Origin of the sequence: Psychrilyobacter atlanticus DSM 19335 (assembly GCF_000426625.1) — a bacterium.
Taxonomy (GTDB): Bacteria; Fusobacteriota; Fusobacteriia; order Fusobacteriales; family Fusobacteriaceae; genus Psychrilyobacter; species Psychrilyobacter atlanticus.
In genome coordinates this window covers 890,852-909,277 of sequence record NZ_KE384547.1, presented here as the reverse complement: position 1 = coordinate 909,277, position 18,426 = coordinate 890,852, and the positions used below count along the sequence as shown (strand labels likewise).

Annotated in this window: 14 protein-coding genes; all 14 read right to left on the bottom strand. The window is 32.1% G+C overall.

The annotated features are described in order from the left end of the window. Positions 1-36: 36 nt before the first annotated feature. Positions 37-2,427, bottom strand: coding sequence for a glycogen/starch/alpha-glucan phosphorylase (locus K337_RS0104770; RefSeq protein WP_028855593.1), 2,391 nt, complete (start codon positions 2,425-2,427; stop codon positions 37-39). A gap of 88 nt (positions 2,428-2,515) precedes the next feature. Next, positions 2,516-4,012: a 4-alpha-glucanotransferase gene (gene malQ / locus K337_RS0104765; protein ID WP_028855592.1), complete on the bottom strand. Its 1,497-nt coding sequence runs from the start codon at positions 4,010-4,012 to the stop codon at positions 2,516-2,518. Between the two features lie 352 nt (positions 4,013-4,364). Then, complete coding sequence (locus K337_RS0104760) at positions 4,365-5,327, bottom strand: FomA family porin-like outer membrane protein (protein WP_028855591.1); 963 nt, start codon at positions 5,325-5,327, stop codon at positions 4,365-4,367. A 180-nt stretch (positions 5,328-5,507) separates the two neighbouring features. Further along, entirely contained in the window at positions 5,508-6,470 is a 963-nt protein-coding gene (locus K337_RS0104755) for a FomA family porin-like outer membrane protein (RefSeq protein ID WP_028855590.1), read from the bottom strand. 272 nt (positions 6,471-6,742) lie between these two features. Then, a complete protein-coding gene (locus K337_RS0104750) occupies positions 6,743-7,696 on the bottom strand; it encodes a FomA family porin-like outer membrane protein (protein ID WP_028855589.1) in 954 nt (317 codons plus the stop codon). A gap of 180 nt (positions 7,697-7,876) precedes the next feature. Further along, a complete protein-coding gene (locus K337_RS0104745) occupies positions 7,877-8,362 on the bottom strand; it encodes a MarR family winged helix-turn-helix transcriptional regulator (protein WP_156877312.1) in 486 nt (161 codons plus the stop codon). Between the two features lie 233 nt (positions 8,363-8,595). Beyond that, a complete protein-coding gene (locus tag K337_RS0104740) occupies positions 8,596-9,456 on the bottom strand; it encodes a carbohydrate ABC transporter permease (RefSeq protein ID WP_028855587.1) in 861 nt (286 codons plus the stop codon). Beyond that, complete coding sequence (locus K337_RS0104735; protein ID WP_028855586.1) at positions 9,456-10,322, bottom strand: carbohydrate ABC transporter permease; 867 nt, start codon at positions 10,320-10,322, stop codon at positions 9,456-9,458. Before K337_RS0104735 ends, K337_RS0104740 begins: the two co-directional genes overlap by 1 nt. A gap of 65 nt (positions 10,323-10,387) precedes the next feature. After that, complete coding sequence (locus tag K337_RS0104730) at positions 10,388-11,665, bottom strand: ABC transporter substrate-binding protein (protein ID WP_028855585.1); 1,278 nt, start codon at positions 11,663-11,665, stop codon at positions 10,388-10,390. Positions 11,666-11,683: 18 nt separating this feature from the next. Next, positions 11,684-12,673: a LacI family DNA-binding transcriptional regulator gene (locus K337_RS0104725; protein WP_028855584.1), complete on the bottom strand. Its 990-nt coding sequence runs from the start codon at positions 12,671-12,673 to the stop codon at positions 11,684-11,686. A gap of 167 nt (positions 12,674-12,840) precedes the next feature. Beyond that, positions 12,841-14,199, bottom strand: a complete 1,359-nt coding sequence (locus K337_RS0104720) for a carbohydrate porin (protein WP_028855583.1) — start codon at positions 14,197-14,199, stop codon at positions 12,841-12,843. Positions 14,200-14,216: 17 nt separating this feature from the next. After that, positions 14,217-15,137 (bottom strand): hypothetical protein, encoded by a 921-nt coding sequence (locus tag K337_RS0104715; RefSeq protein WP_028855582.1) that lies wholly within the window; start codon positions 15,135-15,137, stop codon positions 14,217-14,219. Positions 15,138-15,338: 201 nt separating this feature from the next. Continuing rightward, complete coding sequence (gene glyS / locus K337_RS0104710; RefSeq protein WP_028855581.1) at positions 15,339-17,417, bottom strand: glycine--tRNA ligase subunit beta; 2,079 nt, start codon at positions 17,415-17,417, stop codon at positions 15,339-15,341. Positions 17,418-17,549: 132 nt separating this feature from the next. Next, a complete protein-coding gene (gene glyQ / locus K337_RS0104705; RefSeq protein WP_028855580.1) occupies positions 17,550-18,419 on the bottom strand; it encodes a glycine--tRNA ligase subunit alpha in 870 nt (289 codons plus the stop codon). Between the last annotated feature and the right edge of the window lie 7 nt (positions 18,420-18,426).

Here is an 18,426-nt window from a genome sequence, read left to right as displayed (position 1 = left end):
AGACTTTTAAAATCATGTCAAATACAAGAGGTATAATTATATTCTTTTCCCCTCTATCTTCCATATCTCTTTTGCATATTGAGCTATTGTTCTGTCACTTGTAAATTTACCTGCATTAGATATATTCATCCATGCTTTCTTAGCCCATCCTAATCTATCTTCAAAAGCACCATCGATACTCTCTCTAACCGTTCTATAGTCTTCAAAGTCTTGTAATACGAAGTAGTGATCCGGTGCATGCCAAGAAGCTCCCACTAATAGTGCATCATATAATTCTTTAAACATTCCCGTGTCACCGTCACTATAAGTTCCATCTATTAGTTGATCCATTACTTTTTTAAGTCCCTTAGTTTCATTCATAACTTTAGTTGGATTGTACCCGGATTTTTTTAACTCTATTATATCTTCTACCTTCATTCCAAATATGAAGTTGTTTTCGATTCCTGCTTCCTCAACTATCTCTACATTGGCTCCATCTAGAGTTCCCAATGTAGGAGCTCCATTCATCATAAACTTCATATTCCCTGTTCCACTAGCTTCCTTTCCTGCAGTAGAAATTTGTTCCGATACATCTGCTGCCGGGAATATAAGTTCAGCTGGTGAAATATTATAGTTTTCTACAAATACAACCTTTATTCTTCCAGCTACATCTGTATCATTGTTTACAGTTTTTGCCACTTCATTGATTAATTTTATAATTCCCTTAGCTCTGAAATATCCAGATGCTGCCTTAGCTCCAAAGATATAAGTTTTAGGAGTAATTTTCATCCCAGGATTTTCTTTTATTCTATTATACAGATCCATTATGTGGAATATATTCAATATTTGTCTCTTATATTCATGCAGCCTTTTTACCTGTATATCAAATATAGAATCAGTATCTACATCTACTCCTGTATTTCCCTTTATGAATTTAGCTAACTGCTCTTTTTTAGTATTTTTTATATCTAAAAATCTGTTTAATATCTTTTCATCTGTCACATAAGTTTCCAGCTTCTTTAATTCACTCAGATCAATAGCCCAATTGTCACCAATTAATTCTGTAATCAATGCAGATAATTCAGGGTTAGATTTTAACAACCATCTTCTCTGAGTAACTCCATTAGTTTTATTTTGGAATCTTTCAGGATACAGTTCATACCAGTCTTTCAATTCTGCATTCTTTAATATCTCTGTATGGAGTGCCGCTACACCGTTTACAGCATAAGAACCATAAATTGCAAGCCAAGCCATATGGATTAAGTTTGTATCCTCATCAACTATTGCCATACTCATTCTTCTTCCTAGGTCTGCTGGATATTTTTCCTCCAACAATTCTTGAAATTGTACATGAATTCTTACAATTATATTGTATATTCTAGGTAATACCTCTTTGAATAATTCTGTATACCATTTTTCTAAAGCTTCCGATAAGATTGTATGATTGGTATATGCAAATGTTTTACTAACTATTTCCCATGCATCACTCCATAATAACCCTTCTACATCTATTAGGATTCTCATTAATTCAGGTATCGCTACCACTGGATGAGTATCATTTAATTGAATACTCGTAAAATCCGGTAACATACTAAAATCAGTTCCATGTTTCAACTTGAATTTTTTAATAATATCCTGTAATGATGCTGAGGTAAAGAAATATTGTTGTTTTAATCTTAATTTTTTCCCCTCATTCGTGTCATCGTTAGGATACAGAACTCTAGATATATTTTCCGCCTCATTTTTTTCCTTCATAGCTTCTACATAATGCTGTTCATTAAATTCACCTAAATTTAGTTCCTCCACTGGTTCTGCCTGCCATAATCTCAAGGTATTTATATTATTAGTTCCATATCCAATGATAGGTGTATCATAAGGTACTGCCATTACACTCTCATCTTTATTAAATCTTACTTCTACCTTATCCCTGTCCTTTCTTAAGCTCCAAGGATCTCCATATTTTAACCAGTTATCTGGATATTCCACTTGAAATCCATCTTCAAATTGCTGTCTGAACATCCCAAATTTATATCTGATACCGTATCCTGTTCCAGGCAGGTTTAATGTTGCCATAGACTCGATAAAACAAGCTGCTAGTCTTCCTAGTCCACCATTACCTAACCCTGCATCTGATTCAGCACTCTCTATCTTATTGATATCAATATTTAACTCTTCCAATAACTCCTTAACTCCTTCATATACTCCTAAGTTGATTAAGTTATTACTAAATGCTCTTCCCATTAGATATTCAGCAGAAAAATAAAAAGCTTCTCTTCCATTATTATATAGGTCTTTAGTCTCTTTCCAAGATCCACCTATCTCTTCCATTATTGTTTGAGACAATGCGTCATATATTTCAAAATCCTGTCCTTCAGATATTTTTTTCCCGTATTTAACCAATAATTTTTTCTCTAAACCTGTTTTTATTACTTCTTTTTCAAATTTCATGTATTCCCCCTATATCGCCTACAGCGAAATTAAAAATAATTTAAACTTGCTCTTTATATTCAAAATTTTAATCCCCAGCTATTCTTTCCTATCTACCGTATTTAATTGTCATTTCCTTTATTTTTTCAGCCAATTCATCGGTAAGTTCATCACCTTTCAGTCTCCATTTCCAGTTATTTCCCAATGTTGATGGTATATTCATTCTGGCTCTATTATCTAAGCCTAAAAAATCCTGCATCTGAGCTAGAGTTAGATCGGAATTAGATTTCCAGATAGCTTCTATAAATACATCGTTTATTTTTTCACCCTCAAACTTTTTTAACTTTAAATATTTTTTTAAATATTTTTCAGCATGTTCCTTGTCATCTTTCACTACATTTTTATACCAACCTACTACAGTTTCATTGTCATGGGTTCCTGTATAAGCCGCTGAATTTTCAGGATATTTATGAGGAAGATAGTCACTCTCCTCCCTTGAATCAAAAGCAAATTCCAATATTTTCATCCCTGGATATCCGCTATCTTTCAAGAGTTTTCTCACCCCTTTAGTTAAAAAACCTAGATCTTCAGCAATAATAGGCAGATCTCCCAATCCATTTTTTATAGCCTTAAATACTTCTATCCCTGGTCCTTTCACCCATTTTCCAGGTCTAGCAGTAGGAGCATCCGCCGGGATCTCCCAATAAGATTCAAATCCCCTGAAATGATCTATCCTTACCATATCATACAGTTCAAATGCTGCTCTCATCCTTTCAATCCACCATGAGTAGCCACGCCTTCTCATAATTTTCCAATTATATAACGGATTCCCCCATAATTGACCTGTACTGCTAAAAGCATCTGGCGGACATCCTGCCACAACTTTTATATTTTTTTTCTCATCAAATAAAAATAACTCTGTTTTTAACCATGCATCTACACTATCACCGGATATAAATATAGGCAGGTCCCCTATTATCTTTACCTTATTTTCATTGGCATAGTTTTTTAATTTCCCCCATTGAGTATAGAATAAATATTGTAAGTAGATATAGTAATCTATCTTGTCTTTAAGCTCTATCCTATATTTTTTCAGAGTATTTATATGGGCAAATTTTTCTTCCTTCACCCATTTTGTCCACTCTATTCCATCATTTTTATCTTTTAGTGCCATGAATAAAGCATAATCATCTATCCAGTAAATATGCTTTTTCTTAAATTTCTCTATCTCTTCTAAAAAATCTTTCCCCTCGTTTAAATAAGCTTTTTTCAAAAGTTTTAGTTTATTTTTATATAGTTTCTCGTAATCTATATATTCCCTGTTATCTCCTAAATCTGTATCTTTCACTTCTCGTCTGTCCAGTCCGCCTCTGTCTATCAACTCTTCCAAATCGATAAAATAAGGATTCCCTGCAAAGGCTGAAAAAGATTGATATGGAGAATCTCCATATGAAGTTGTTCCCAGTGGTAGAATCTGCCATAATTTCTGTCCTGATTTTTTTAAAAAATCAACAAATTCATAGGCTTCTTTACCAAAAGTTCCAATTCCTCCATCTCCACCTAAAGATGAGATATGTAACAATATCCCACTACTTCTCTCGAACATATTTATTCCCCCCCGTCGCCTATGGCAAATTAATAATTAAAATTTTATAATTAAATTTAAACCTTCCCACTAAGTAAGTGAGTAGCCATAATTTTATTTGTTAAATTAATAATTTAAGTTTTAAAGATATTATATCTTAGTAAAGTATTTTTTTGTTTTGGAATCGTTTCCATATAATTCTAATACAAAAAACAACTCTTGTCAAGAAAAGTCTTCTGTTTTTCTACATTTATTCTTATTTTCAAACATATAGTGTCATTAAAGTTAGTAAAAGTATAAACTGTAAATTAGAATTCTTACTTATATATAACAAAAACACCCCTTTTTTAGGAGTGTTTTTTAGCAGGTACAATTAAAACTTACTTGTATATCCAAATCTTATAAAGGCTGTATCATCTACATTCCCAGTTGAGTTTTTTTCATTTTTCTCAACATAATATCCACCTTGTAAGAAAACTGAATTATTTCCATCCAATAATTTACTCACTTGAATCGATGGTTCTGCATATAACACATAAGTCTCATGTCCTTCTACCCCGCTACCGCTCACATTATTTAGATCCGTAAAATGTCTGGCACCAAATGAATAGGGATCAAATCCACCCTCCAAGAGTGCTTCTAACTTCATACCATTCTCAGACTTATAAAGAGGATAATTAGCATATACATAGGCTTCTATATCTACATTATTATAGTCATCAGAGCCTTCCCCGACGAAAGTATAGTCATAATAGACATTTCCTTCAACTGCCAAATAATTATTTATTGTATAGAAATTTTCAAATGATGATGTAAAAGAATAATCATTAGTTGTATCTTTTATTTTTGGTGAAGTATGTTTAAACCCTACACCTGCCCTTAAGTAGGAGCTCAGATTTTCAACATCTGCAAATAATTGCCATGTTGGCTGCACCCTGAAATATTGTTGGTTACCACCGTCACCACTGCCATATGTGTTTGTCTTCAACTCTGTTCTGATCACCATATTTTCCACAGATGTTTGAGTGTGTAATCTTAATCTTATCTCTGTCCTGTTATCTGCAGTATTACCACTCTCTCTGGTATCTCCAAAACTTCCATACCCTATATCACTATAGTGTCTAAGTCTCATCTCTAACCTATTACTTTTATTCAGATGGAAGTTTCCATTCATCTCTAACCTATTCTCATCAAATCTCACCCTGTCATTGATATTAAAGATACTTAATTGCTTTTCCTCCTGGGTCAATACTTCCGCATCACTGTCCTCCATTGCAAAAGTTATCATCCCCATAGTCATCAATCCCGCTAATACAGCTATTTTTTTTACATTCATCTCTTTCCCTCCAAAATAAATATTTTTTATCCCCAGTAAATTGTTCTTCTATAATTTACATCTTCAATCTAAAAATTCCTTTTTTTATTTTCAAACAATCCACAATAAAATTAAATTAAATAACAACAAAAACACCCCTTTACAGGGGTGTTTTTTTAATATAATTTTTATAAAATCAGTTTAGAATGCAGATGTAAATCCAACTCTTACGAATCCAGTGTCATTATACTTGTCTGAAGAACCTTTCCAAGTTGTACCAGTTTTATCGTTGTCACTTGTTGTTTCAATATAGTAACCAGCTTGTAAGTAAACTGAGTTATTTTCATTTAATGTCTTAGTTGCTTTAACTGAAGGCTCAGCATAGAATACATATGTTTCATGTCCTTTTTCACTTCCACTTACACTAGTTAAATCATCAAAATGTCTAGCTCCGAATGAATACGGGTCCATTCCACCCTCTAATAATGCTGTTACTTTTACATCATTTCCTTCATATAGTGGATAGTTAAGATATGCATACGCCTCTACATCTACATTATGCTTTTCATTACTACTTGAAGCAAATGTATAGTCATAATAAACGTTTCCTTCAACTGAGAAGTAGTTGTTTACAGTATACACATTCTCTGATGATGATGTGAACGAGTAAGAATCGCTACCATCAGTTCCATGAGTATATCCGAATCCAGCTCTTAATAACGCAAATGAATCATTTTCATTGTATAGGTAGTAAGTTGGTTGTACTCTGAAGTATTGTCTATTTGCACTACCTTCATATGAATTAGTCTTTAACTCGGTTCTAACTTCCATATTCTCTACAGAAGTTTGAGTATATAATCTCATTCTCATCTCTGTACTGTTAGTAGTTTCCCCTTTACCTGTTCCTGCACCTGTATCAGAACCAAATGTATCTGATATGTTAGAGTAACTTCTAACCCTTACTTCTAATCTATTGTTTTCATTTAAATGTAAGTTACCATTCATCTCTAATCTGTTTTCATCAAATCTTACTCTGTCATTGATATTAAAGATACTTAATGGCTTTTGCTCTTGTGTTAACATTTCTGAGTTGTCATCCATTGCAAATGATACCATTCCAACTGTCATTAATCCAGCTAATAAAGCTATTCCTCTCTTGTTCATTTGTTTCCTCCTAAAAATAAATATTTTAATTTTTCCAAATCATTAATAAAATTTAACTTTTAAGTTTTATTGATTAAAAATAATTAATCTAATTAACTTGTTAGAAGTTTACTCCATATACCTAAGTTCTACAATGGTTGTTTTATTAAACCGTTTAATTATTAAACTTTTAACTGCTCAAGGTATTTAATCACTGTTTTTTATTGTTTGTGTATCAAAAAGAAACACTCCCCTTAGACAGGAAGTGTTTCTTGTATTATTATAATATTTTTTTAAAATTTACTTGTGAATCCCACTCTTACAAATGCTGTATCATCATAGTTACTACTTGTATTTTCTTCATTCTTTTCAATATAGTATCCACCTTGTAGGTAAACATTATTTGTTTCATTTAAATGCTTAGTTACTTTTACTGAAGGCTCTAAATATACTACATAATAGTCTTCACCATTTTTGTTGTTATCTTTATTGACATCATTTAAATCATCAAAATGTCTGTTTCCAAAACCATAAGGGTCTAGTCCACCTTCAAACAATGCTTCCACTTTCATATCATCATTTTGATATAACGGGTAATTAGCATATGCATAAGCCTCTATCTCTACATTATGATACTGCCCATCAGTAGCTCCATCCCCACCAAATGTATAATCATAATAAACATTTCCTTCAATTGCAAAGTAATCATTTATTGTATAGTAGTTTTCAAATGAAGTTGTTATCATATAATCTTCACCATGGGCATCTCCAGAATGCTCCATTCCCACACCTGCTCTTACCAATGAATCTAACCCATCAACATCTGTAAATAGATGCCATGTTGGCTGTACCCTAAATAACTGCTTACTTCCACTATTCTCGTATGTATTTGTTTTAACTTCTGTTCTTATTTCCATGTTTTCTACAGATGTTTGTGTATGTAATCTTAATCTTACTTCTGTTCTATCTGATGTTTCCTTTCCACTAGATCTTGAGCTGTTTGCATCAGATCCTACACCAGTATAGTTTCTAACCCTCATCTCTAGTCTATTATTTTCATCCAAATGTAAATTACCATTTACTTCTAATCTATTTTCATCAAATCTTACCCTGTCATTAATATTGAAAATACTTAACTCTTTTTGCTCCTGAGTCTTTAACACCTCTGCATTTCCTTCCTCCATTGCAAATGATACCATTCCCATTGTCATTAGTCCGGCTAATAATGCTATTCTTCTCTTATTCATCCTGTTCCTCCTTAAAATAATTTATCTTATTAATAATTTTTAATTATCCAACTTAGATTAATTTATTTTAATAAAAAGCGAGATTAATATCTATCCCTAATTTTTTTAATGAGTTTAGTTTTGAATGGTTCATTTTTTTGCCCATAAAAAAAAGCACGATATTTCATGCTTTAGAATTCACTATTTTTTCAAATATTCTGGTGTCATCGTCCCTAAAGTAAGTCTCATATTCATCAATATTTCAACCATCTTACTCCTGTATAGTTCATATTTAAACTTCTCTTCCTCGCTCAGGTTTTTTATAGTGTTCTCATAGATATCATCTACCCCTTCTACCACTATTTTTTTACCTGATTCTGTTAAGTATAATGGCTTTTTTAAAAGCGATCCTACCATCTCTGTTTTCTTCTCCAGATATCCCATTTTCTCTAACTTACTGACTATTTGATTAGCTCTAGATTTAGTTAGCATTGTATATTTTAAAAGGTTATACTGGGTTTCTCCCGGATTTTTTTCTAAATGACGCAGCATATAATATTCTACAAAACTTATATTATACTTTTCCAAAACATCATTTAACAACTCTTTTCCAGCCCTTGAAATAGCATTTGCTACTGTTAAAATATCTACTATTATCTCTTTTTCTTCCAATTTCAGCCACCTCACTTTTTCCCCTAGATAAAAAGTATACCCTTTTTTTTTATTTTTTTCAATTTAAAATATAAAATGCTCCTGTTTTTGTACACATTTTTTTTGCTTTTAGCACATTTTTCAAATCATTTTTTTAGTTCCAATTGATTTATAAATAATATTATTTTAAGTTATATTTAATCTGTTTTTTCAAAAAAGAAGTAGAAAACTTCATCTCTCTCAAGGAAAAATGAAGTTTTCTACTTCTTTTATTTTTCAGATCCTGCTGTTACTCCCTCTATAATATGTTTTTGTGCAAAGAAATAAAATATTATTATAGGTATTACAGCGATTAATAATCCTGCCATAGCAAGATGCCATTGTTTTGAATACCCTCCAAAGAAAAGATACATCTTCAACGGAATAGTCTGGGTTCCTTTCTTATTTATCATCAGTTGGGGTAATAAGAAGTCGTTCCAAATCCAAATTGTATTTAAAATAGCTACAGTCACATGAATTGGTTTCAACGTAGGAAATATAATCTTCCAAAATACCTTCCAAGGCCCGCATCCATCAATTCTTGCTGCTTCCTCTAGTGATACAGGAATACTCTTTATAAATCCATGATATAGAAATATAGAAAAACTTGATCCAAACCCTAGATACATAAATATAATTCCCAATCTATTTTGTAATCCCAACCTGCCCATAAAAGCTACCAAGGGAAGCATCACAGCTTGAAACGGTACCAGCATCGCTGCAATAAACATATAAAACACAATATTACTCACCTTTGATTTCGTTCGCACTAAAATCCAAGCAGCCATGGAAGAGAATATGATAATTAAAATTGTACTGGTAATCGTTATAAACATCGAATTAAATAATGCCGATCCAAAAAAACCTTCCATACTGAAGTTTTTTCCAATCCATAAAAACGATAGTTTATTTAAAGCCACTTTAAAGTTATCCAGCATCCATTCCTTAGGAAGAGTTAGAGTACTTCCAAAAAGCTCCCTCTTAGTTTTAAAAGCATTGACTATCAATATATAAAATGGCGATATAAATAAAATAGATGTCAGAACTCCTACGATATATAATAATATCCTTGAATTTTGTTTACTTTTCATTACATCTCCACCTCTTTTTTCTTATTGACATATACCTGTACCATGGTAATAGAAGCCACTAACAGGAAAAATACAACTGCTTTTGCCTGAGCTGCACCATAATTAGTGAAAGTATATGCTGTTTTATAGATATTTAAAGCTAACATCTCTGTAGATCCTCCTGGACCTCCATTTGTAAGAGATAAATTTTGATCGAATAATTTAAATGAATTCGCCAAAGTTAGAAACATACTTATAGTAAATGCCGGTGCTACCATAGGAAATATTATATGCCTTGTCTTTGCCCAGCCATTAGCTCCATCTATCTCTGCTGCTTCCAACAATGATTTTGGAATATTTTGCAATGCTGCGATATAGATTACCATCAAATATCCCGACATCTGCCAAACCATGATTATTACCAGTCCCCAGAACCCAGTATTGGCATCTGCCAGCCAGCCCTGAAAAAATGTCCAACCTGTTATTTCACCAATAGTCTGGAATACACCCATAAATATAAACTGCCATATAAAACCTAAGATAAGTCCCCCTATCAGGTTAGGCATAAAAAATATTGTTCTCATAAAATTAGAAATCTTTAATTTTTTAGTTACCAAAAGTGCTAAACTAAATCCTATTGCATTGATAACAATTACAGATACTACTGTGAACTTCGCTGTAAAGATAAAAGCATTTCTGAATCCTTCATCTTTAATTATAGCTATATAGTTGCTTAACCCTATAAAATCTGGAACCTGATCCATCCTTCCATTCCATTCTGTAAATGAATAGTATACTCCTATAAGTAATGGTATTACCAATACCATTAGAAATGCAACTATTATAGGCCCTGCAAATAAACAAAATGTTTTCTTATTATAATTCATCATCATCATTCCTTTTTTAGAAAAAAAGGGGTTTCCCCCTTTTTTCTTTATTAGTTTATCCAGTTTTATTTTTCTTTTCTACTCTCACTCCATGAAGTTTTTGCAGTTTCTAAAACTTCATCCCAAGTAATTTGACCATCTATATATTTTTGTAATTCCACTCCTAACGTCTCCATTCCCCAACCTGTAGGATATCCCATAAACACCCAAGGAATAGTATTTCCAGCTTCTGAGAATGCCATTATATCTTTAGCTAATGGATCTTTTGGCTGCAAGTTATCCCCATCAAAACCTTTATATGGTGGTATAAAATTAAATTTATTGATTACATAATCTTTTCCAGTCTCAGATGTATATACCCAATTTAAAAATTCTTTAGCTGCCTTTATCTGAGCTTCATCTGAATCTTTGTTTACAGTCCAGTACATAGGAATCCCTACTGGTAGCACATTTTCTTTAGCTCCTACAATCGGCATAGGTAAGAACCCTATATTTTTAGCTAACTCTTCATCTATCCCTTTAACCGATCCAAATGCCCAGTTTCCTTGTTGGGTCATTGCTACTTTCCCCATAGAGAATAATCTTTCTACCTGAGTAGAGTAATCAGTTGCATTTATAGGCTTTCTACCATAATCTATCTGTAGATCAAATAGTTGTTTCATTCCATCTGAATATGTAAACTCAACTGCTTTAGCATTATAAGCATCAAATACACTTCCAAATTCTTGTGCTAGGGCTACATTTGAATAATGTAATCCAGTTACCCATGTTTCTTTTCCTGCAGTTGCAAACACAGCTTCCAACCCTAATTCTTCTTTTTTAGAATCTAACATCTTAACAGCAGTTTCTAAAGATTCGTAACTAGTTATAGTTTTTGCATCTATCCCGGCTTTTTTTAACATTTCCTTATTATATATAAATCCATACCCTTCTTGGGTAAATGGTAATCCATATACTTTTCCATCTAATGTTGCTCCGCTTAAGGCTCCATCAAACGCCTTTCCTGCTAATTCTACGTCTGAGAGATCCACTAATTTATCCTGCCAGTCATAGACGTCTTGTGGTCCTCCTACATTAAATATAGTAGGTTCATTTCCTGATGCCATCTTAGCACGAAGTGCAGCACCGTAGTCGTCTCCTCCACCTACAGTTTCTATATTTATCTCTATATTAGGATGTGTTTCCATATAAATTTGAGACAATTCATCAAACTGCTCCGCTATTTCTACCTTAAATTGAAATATATCTACCACAGTTTTTTCCTCTTTTTGCTCTGTTCCACCGCCACAAGCAGTAAGAAGCATTGCTCCTCCGACCATTAATCCCTTCATATAATTCTTCATATTTTCCTCCTAATAATCTTATTTTGTACTTTCCCTTTCTATCATATCGACTTTTAAGCAAATATCCTGTTTTTTTATTTTTTTATCTTTCTCATTTTTTACATCTTCAATGAGTAATTTAGCTGCCATCTCACCCATTAATTTTCTTGGTTGTTCAGTTGTAGTTATGGATGGATAGTAATACTTACTTTCCTCAATCCCATCAAATCCTATTATAGAAATATCTTCCGGAACCTTATATCCACTTTCTAGTATATACCTTGTAGCTCCTATAGCCATGAGGTCAGATATAGCAAATATTGCATCTGGTTTCCCCTGAGCAAACATATTTTTAGCTCCTTCATACCCGCCTTTAGCTGTATATTCACCTTCACATATAATTTCATATTCTAATTTTGCTTCCTCTATAGCATCTTTATATCCTTTTATCCTTTCAAGGGCCAGTTCATCTTCATAGTTTGAAATGATGATTCCTATTTTTTTGCACCCTGTATCTATTAAAAATTTTACAGATTCATAGGCAGCTTTTCTATTATTTATACTTACCATATGAAATTTATCTGAACACGAATTATCTATTGTTGTAGAAGCTAGTACCAATGGTACATTTATCCCCTCTAGATTATCTTTGGATTTCCCCCCTAAGTAAATTATACCCTTCACGTCATAATCTATAAGTGATGATACCGCTACCTGAAAATCTTCTAATTCTGTATAGTGAATAAGTGAAGTTAAATTTTCTTTTTTCAATTCCCTGTCTATTCCACCTATCACATCATCAAAGAATGGATTTGGATATCCAGTAATCAATATTCCTATTACATTATTTTTTTTTCTTTTTAAATCTCTAGCTAGTTCATTAGGTTTATAGTTTACCTCTTCTATTATTTTTAACACTTTATCCTTTGTCTCTTCCTTAACACTTGGATGATTATTAATAACCCTAGAAACAGTCCCTACTCCTACTCCTGCCATCTTAGCTATATCTTTAATTGTATATTTAGCCACCTCTATCGCCCCCATAAATCATTTGTTTTTATTTTAAACTAATTTTCTTTTTTCAACAACTTATTTAAAAGGTTAGAGGGATTTTTTTTGTGGGGCAAAGAAATTCTTTGCCCTCACTTTTATCTTTAAATTCTTTGAATCGTTTCCAAAATTAGTCTAAAAAAATATTAGAACCAGATCTCTGCTTGAACACCTGCTCTTAATTCACTATCTGAACCTGCTACCGTCTTTGTATCAGGTGCTACATCTGATGTCCACCCTACATATGATCCAAATACTCTAAGCTGTGGTCTTCCCCAGAATGAATCATTTAAACTGATTGTAGGAGCTACAGTGGCCTTATAGTACATTCCATTTCTTTTATCTCCACTGGTATTTTCATTTTTATTGTATCCCTCATATCCTAATCCTAATTCAAATTGAACTGAAAAATTATCTACTACTTTATATACAGGTCTTATCACTGCACTAGCTGTTAATTTATTATCATCGCTACTTGCATCACTTACATCATATTGTAAAACTGTTTGAGGCATGAATGACCATTTCTCTCCTTCAGTTACACCAAAAGTTCCTACTCTATATGAAGTATCCTTTTGCTTAGTCTCCCAATTCCATTGAGTATGTCCTAATCCACTAGCTGAACCTAATCCGTATCCAGCTTGGAAGAACGCCTTACTAAATCCATTTTCCATACCATAGAAACCTGAGTTATTATAAGTAACAGTTGTTTGGAATCCATTTTCTGCATAATCAATATCATTTGATTTCGTTTCATTTAAGTAATCTGCATTACCATCCGCAAACATAGCCATCCCATCAAACGTCCAGTTATTATGTCTATAAGTAGCTATAAGGTTATGACTCATTAACTTTCCGTTCCCAGTCAGAAGGTCATCCTGCCAGCTAGACCCTGCAACATAAGCTAAATCTAAGTTTCCATCAGCTAAACCTTGTATCCCGGCACCTGTTCCTGAATAATCATTCCAGTAGTAATCCGTAACATGTATATCCTGTCTATTATAAAATCTTTTTCCCACCCAGTATGTTAAATCTGGGTTCCAGGCAAATCCACCCATTTCAGCATATAATTGTCTTACTGCTACATCTTCCGAACCATTTCCTTCATTCAATCTTTCTCTATTTTGATCGTGTTGTGCAAACATCAAATGCCAGTTAGACCAAACACCGTTATCTGCAGTGAATTTCTTTACAAATTCAAGTTCCCAGTAGTTGTCAGTTTCATTTCCTAATCTTCCAACAAGGTTTTTACTAGGTGTTCCATCGTTAAACATTCCACCAGTTACCTGTTTTCCATCTTGATTCATTAAAACTCCAGCTCTTGCATAACCATGAATCTCAAAAGAATCATTCTTTGCCAACATATTCTCTACTTTTTCTTCTACCCTCTTATCTAAATCTTCCATTGTTATAGATGCTACTGGTGTTGCAGTTGTTGTTTCTGCTGCCATTGTTACTGTTCCAGCTAGCAATAAAGCCATAATTCCAAAACCTAATCTTTTCATTCTTCTTTCCCCCTTAATTAATTTAGTCTTTTTTTATTCTTTATTCTAATAACTCTGCGATAGAGTTCTGTACCACTAAGCTCATAATTTTTATATTTTTTTAAAATATCGTTTCTTATTAAATATTGATAGGTATTTCCATTTTTTTCATTTATTCTAAACATAATTCCATCTGCATCAGAATGAATCAGCTTTTCTCCATATTCCAATAATGGGAGGATATAGTTATTAAACTCTAGTTCAGTTCCTCCAAGGTTATTTTTATAATCTAAATCAAAAGCAGTATAATTTTTATTTCTAATCTCAATTTCACTATAATTTTTTAATTCTAAATTATTATCCTTTGCTAAATTTTTAAAAATTTTTAAATTGTCACTTTGTTCCTCTACAGTCATCTCCTGCAGAACTTTTGAATTATTATCATTATCTGTCTGGCTTTTCAATCTCACATCTAAGATATTTGGATATTCCCCTTCATAGGTGTATTTTTTTGCCGTATATCCATCTTTTTCTACTATGATGATCATTTTTATCATTTTTTTATCAAATTTTGCAGAATAAAATGCACCTTTATAATTTAAATCTTTTATTAAATCTCCGAACTCAATTTTTTTATTTATCTCAGCAATTCCATTTTTATTTGTCTGAAATTCCTCCCTAGTTTTCTCTGTAATTGTATTTATTTTTTGTTCGAATATAAATGGTTCCTTTAAAGAACCTTTAGAAATACGATCCGAATACATATTTTTTCTTTCGTAAACAGTAGTCTCTATCGTTATTTTAACCTCTTCCATTGGTTTTTCTTTATAGTCACTTACCCTTATTTTTTCAAAACTTACAAAAGGATATTCAGTCATTCTATTTTTAGGGATTTCAACTTCTTTACCATAGGTCACAGATCCTAAAATCATCAGTATCCCTATTAATATTTTTTTCATATACATCCTCCTTTTATTTTGGAAACGTTTCATCCTAACTTCCATTATTAGTTTAATTCACTTTTCATGAAATGTCAAATAAAATTTGCACTTTAATCTTTTTTTTAGTTTTATTTCAAAACACTTGATGTAAAATTTGTACAATCAAAGCGAAATTTCTTCAAAATAAAAAAGGACTAGTCAATGACCAGTCCTTTTCTATTATTTTATCTCTATTAAATTTAAATTTGCTACCCTATTAAATATAGTATTTAAAGAAGTTAAAAGTGATAACCTATTATTTTTTATATTTTCATCCTTATCCATTACCATCACCGAATCAAAGAAACCATCTATAGTTTCTTTTCCTGAAAGGATAGTCTTTAAATAAGTTAGATAATCATTCCTACCTAAGATCTCTTCAGATATACTCATAAACTCCATATAGAAGTTATAAAGAGATTTTTCAGCCTCTTCCTTTAGAAGATCTTCACTGATATTTATTTTACCTTTATAATCTTTAGATATATTACCTACTCTTTTTAAAAGTGAAACTAATTCATTAAAGTTTTCATTAGAAGATACTTCATTTAGTGTAGATAATTTCTTCTCTACTTCTAATAAATTTTCATTCTTAACATCTAATACAGCCATAATAAAGTCTCTTCTATATCCTTTATCTAAGAATACATTTATTATTCTTTGACTCATAAATTCCATTACATCAGATTTTACTTTTTCCTTGTCTTTTTTCAATACACCGTCTAATTCTAAAGCGTTAATACTGATATTTACAAGTTCATCTATAGAAATATCTAATTTTGAATTAAATATAATATTTACTATTCCTAATGCTGATCTTCTCAGAGCAAACGGATCTTTTGATCCACTTGGAATAAGACCTATTCCAAAACAACCTACTAAAGTATCTATTCTATCACAAATACCTGTAATTACCCCCTCTATATTTTGAGGTAATCTATCCCCTTGATATCTAGGGTAGTAATGTTCTTCTATTCCCTTAGCTACTTTTTCATTTTCTCCAGATCTAAGTGCATATTCTGCTCCCATAAATCCTTGTAATTTTGTAAATTCTTTTTCTCCAATCATATTAGAGACTAAATCTGCTTTAGATAACTCTATTGTTCTTAATATATCAGATTTATTCCCTTCAAATCCTAATATATCTACCAATTTTTCAGCTATCTTCTTACTTCTCTCTAATTTTTGATGGATAGTTCCCAAATCTTTTTGAAATACAACGTGTTTCAACTTTTCTACATTTTCAGACAATGGTTTCTTAAGGTCCTCTTGGTAGAAAAATCTTGCATCAGAAAGTCTAGCCGATAATACCTTTTCGTTTCCTATTCTTACATTTTCAGATCCATCTATACCATTTCTAACTACTACAAATTTAGGTAACAGGTTCCCATCTGAATCTAAGATTGGGAAATATCTTTGATGTACTTGCATAGAGATGATAAGTACATCTTGAGGTACTTCTAAAAACTCAGAATTAAATGTTCCTACTATTGGATATGGATATTCTACAAGGTTAGTTACTTCATCTAACAGTTCGTTTTCAATAACTACTTTTTCCCCTGCCGCTGAACAATTTTTATTGATCATCTCAACGATCATATTTTTTCTTTCCTCTATATCAACGATTACATTATTAGCTTTTACTTTTGTAAAATAATCATCTATATCAGTGACAACAAATTCTTTTTCTCCGAAGAATCTATGTCCTCTAGACATTGTTCCACTTCTATACCCCTCTACTTCAAATTCAACTAAGTCATTGTCTGCTAAGGCTAAGATCCATTGGATTGGTCTGGCAAATTTCATTTTTTTATCTGACCATTTCATAGATTTAGAAAAAGTTAATCCCTCTACTAATCCTTTTAAAGCTTCTGGTAACAATACTTTAGTTTCTTTTCCCTCTACAAATTTCTTAGCTGCAATATATTCTCCTTTAGGAGTTTCAATTATCTCTAAATCTGTAGCTTCTATTCCTTGAGATTTTGCAAATCCCATCCCCGCCTTTGTAAGATCGCCATTTGATCCAAAAGCAATATGTTTTGCAGGTCCTTGGTTTAATATATTTAAATCATCTTGTTTCTCTGCTAGATTTGATATAGATAATATCAATCTTCTAGGAGTCCCATATGTTTTTATTCCTTCAAAACCTATTCTATTTTCTTTTAAATAAGTTTTCATATTTTTTTCTAGATCATTTAGTGCAGGTTTTAAAAACCTTGCAGGTATCTCTTCCATACCAATTTCTAATAAAATATTCATCTTTCACCTCTATTTTTTTATTATGAACTCTTTAATTAAATCTCTTCTTATACAGAGTTACACAAAGATATTAATTAGAATCTCACAGAGCTTTCTCTGTGTTTCTCTGTGTCAAAAATTTTCAATTATTTTCTACTTCTTCAAAAGTGGGTATCCTAAATCTTTTCTTGCCTGTAAAAACACTTCAGCACATCTTTTAGACATATTTCTAACTCTCAATATATAAGATTGTCTCTCCGTTACAGAGATAGCTCCTCTAGCATCTAATACATTAAAGATGTGTGACCCTTTTAATACAAAGTCGTAAGCTGGGAATACTAAACCTTCATCTAATATTCTTTGAGCTTCCGCTTCACAATCATCAAACCATTTAAAGTGCATATCTAAATCAGCTATTTCAAATGAATATTTTGATTGTTCATATTCATATTGTAATCTCATATCACCATATTTAATTCCAGGTGCCCACTCTAGATCATATACGCTCTCTTTCTCTTGAATATATAGAGCTATTCTTTCTAAACCATAGGTAATTTCAACAGGAGTAACATCTAGTTCAATTCCTCCGACTTGTTGGAAATAAGTAAACTGAGTGATCTCCATACCGTCTAACCATACTTCCCATCCTAATCCCCATGCACCTAAAGTTGGAGATTCCCAATCATCTTCTACAAATCTAATATCATGCTTTAATGGATCTACCCCTAACATCTTTAAACTTTCTAAGTAAAGTTCTTGAATATTAAGTGGTGATGGTTTCATTATTACTTGAAATTGATGATGTTGATATACTCTATTTGGATTCTCACCGTATCTTCCATCTTTTGGTCTTCTTGATGGTTCTACATAGGCTGTGCTCCATGGTTCAGGTCCTAATGCCATAAGCGTAGTATTAGGGTTAAATGTTCCTGCACCTGTCTCTATATCATATGGATTTCCTATTACACATCCTTTTGACCCCCAAAATTGTTGTAACGCCATTATCATATCTTGAAAATTCATTATTGCC